At 51.9% G+C, this 2224-nt stretch carries 4 protein-coding genes; 1 reads left to right on the top strand and 3 read right to left on the bottom strand.

Annotated elements, in window-relative coordinates:
* The first annotated feature begins 245 nt into the window (after window positions 1-245).
* Window positions 246-836 carry a hypothetical protein gene (locus tag HMPREF3149_RS11900; protein WP_141741528.1) on the top strand — a complete coding sequence of 197 codons (591 nt, stop codon included), beginning with the start codon at window positions 246-248 and terminating at the stop codon, window positions 834-836.
* A 169-nt stretch (window positions 837-1005) separates the two neighbouring features.
* Here the strand turns inward: HMPREF3149_RS11900 and HMPREF3149_RS11895 are convergent, their stop codons facing one another.
* From HMPREF3149_RS11895 to HMPREF3149_RS11885, 3 genes are all read right to left on the bottom strand, one after another.
* The gene (locus HMPREF3149_RS11895) at window positions 1006-1227 is read right to left on the bottom strand and encodes a hypothetical protein (protein ID WP_070538394.1); all 222 of its coding nucleotides are present in this window, start codon (window positions 1225-1227) and stop codon (window positions 1006-1008) included.
* Window positions 1228-1241: 14 nt separating this feature from the next.
* Window positions 1242-1508, bottom strand: coding sequence for an ArsR/SmtB family transcription factor (locus HMPREF3149_RS11890; protein WP_246817030.1), 267 nt, complete (start codon window positions 1506-1508; stop codon window positions 1242-1244).
* 185 nt (window positions 1509-1693) lie between these two features.
* Window positions 1694-2224 (bottom strand): hypothetical protein (locus HMPREF3149_RS11885; protein WP_210385455.1); only part of this gene is annotated, 531 nt, incomplete at its 5' end.

Here is a 2224-nt window from a genome sequence, read left to right as displayed (position 1 = left end):
ACACCGCTACCATTTCAGTCTTCTGAACAAAGCGGCGCTTCTCTGGCTGAAATCCAGCACTATCTTGGTCACTCAACTATCCAGGCTGCAATGCGCTACCAACACGCAGGCACTCGCTCTATTGAGCTTGCCCGCAAGGCTGCGCGCTAAAAGCCTTTCTTCCCATGTGTGTGAAGGTGGCCAGGGCCCTGGCCACCGACAAGAAAGGTGATATCAACACTCTCAATCTTGACATGGAGACCATAATGACTACTCCTGCTGCACGAGATACCTACTCTGAAAAAGGCCCCAAGCTCGACATCCCGCAGATTTGGGTCGGCTGCATGCGCCACCGCACCCCATTAGGGGCGTGGTTTGATTGCATCGATAGCGGTATGGTTGCTGACATCGACTCTGATACCGTGCATGACATTTTTCCTGCATCCAAGTACCCCGAAGGGTGTAAAAACGTGCTGGTCATGGACACCTACAACATTCCCAATCATGGTGAGCCCTTCACTCTTGCTCAAGCAGTTCGCTGGGCTGAAGCCTATGAGGAAGTTGGCCATGAAGACTGGCACCCGTATTTTGTTTGGTCGAGCTTCTCGCAGTGCATCGTCGATGCTTTTAACATCCCATGTGTCAGCGACTTCCAGGACGCTTACCAGGGATTTTATGAGAACTGGCGGGAATTCATGGGTGAGAAACTGCGCTACATGGATGAGGACGAGATTCCGCGCAAAGACGATGGCAGTATCGACTTCAAGGCGCTATCGCTTAAGCTCAAAGAAACCTACTACCCACGTGAAGTGGTCTATGAGGATGAGCTTGGTGTGTTCGTCTATCAGATCTACTAGATAAAAACTCCAGTGAACACACTCTTGCTACTTTCTATGCGTCCATACAGACTAATGTGTAGGCCACGCCCCCGAGCTGTCATTGCTACTGCTCTAGCTCTGCCTAACGCCCCCAGGCAGAGCTAGAGCTTGTTAATGCATTCTGGGTCAATTAAACGGAAGAGCCTGGTTACTCGGGGATCTCGCTGAGTTGGGTCTCAATCTGATCCAACCGCTCGGTGATGTTGCGTAGGTGCTCCACGATGAGTTGGTTTGAACCATCGATCGCCGTCGCCGTTTCGCGTCGTGCGCTGGTGACGGTGCGTACCACCCAGACGGTAAGAGCAACGAAGATCGCAAGTGGTAGTGCGGCGGCGAGGATGACAAGAAATACGGTAGCGGTAAGTGTCACGAAGATTCCCTTTTCTATTCTTGATTAATCAGGTGTCTGATGTGGTCTGGAGTTACTTCAAGCTGAAACGGAGCGACCCAGTAGTGCTTCCTCACTCGGCTCTCTCCGAGCTGTTCCAGGCCACTCTCGATGAGTCCAGCAGCTTCCAAGCGGTTGAGGTGCTGGTAGAGCAGTGGCCGAGACATCCCGAGTCGGCGGGCCAGCTCACTGACATGGGTCGAATCCGTCTCTAGTGAGGCGATAATTCGCAACCGAGGCTCACTTCCGAGAGCACTGAGCATCTGAGCGAACCGTGCTGCGTCCATCATCCCTCCATATCGTAATCGAACAATGTCAGGTGTAAGTATATGCTTACAGTCAACGGTGCGCAAGTTCTACCGGGTCATGCGTGAGCTCAAATTGTTTGGTTACACCAAGAAACGCAAGGTCATCACCACCGTGTCGGATCATAATGGGCAATCACAACTTAAAACTCCGGGCCAAACTCTTCTTCCTGCACCCGGGGTCTAGAGCCCATTCGCTTTGGTTTCCTAAACTGGTCGATGCTCAAGTTGCGTATCCGTTCTTCTGTTGGGTCATAAACCCGTGGAGCCACTGGCGGCGGGCTTACACGCGCTGGTTTGTTGTGAGCATCATAATCCTCAAATTCAGCGTCAAATTCTGCTTGTCGCTGCTGGCGGATACGTTCCTTTTCCAGTCCACGTTGTCTTACAGCTTCTTCCATCTGATAGCGCTGCTGGAGCTGGTGAATGTAGTCCATCACGGGCTTAATTTCGTAATCACTACCTAGGCGTGATCCAGTAGTCGATGCCTTACGCTTGCCGCGCTTGGTGGGGTACTTAAAAAACTCACCATCATCGTCTTTGAGCGCGTACATCGTGGTGTACTTTTCTTTGGCTTTGGGCGAGCTATTTTCACGAATACCAAACGCCAAGTTGTGCTCGCCAGCGATCTCATTCGCAACCTTCAAACCAGCTTTAACACCTTGGGCGGATCG

It is taken from the genome of Corynebacterium sp. HMSC05E07, from assembly GCF_001807225.1.
Classification (GTDB): Bacteria; Actinomycetota; Actinomycetes; order Mycobacteriales; family Mycobacteriaceae; genus Corynebacterium; species Corynebacterium singulare.
This window is presented reverse-complemented; position numbering and strand designations above follow the sequence as displayed.

What these genes read in the sequence shown, in the direction of transcription:
- HMPREF3149_RS11900 (WP_141741528.1), top strand. Translation starts at nt 246, where the DNA reads ATGACTACTCCTGCTGCACGAGATACCTACTCTGAAAAAGGCCCCAAG.
- HMPREF3149_RS11890 (WP_246817030.1), bottom strand. Translation starts at nt 1,508, where the DNA reads ATGCTCAGTGCTCTCGGAAGTGAGCCTCGGTTGCGAATTATCGCCTCA.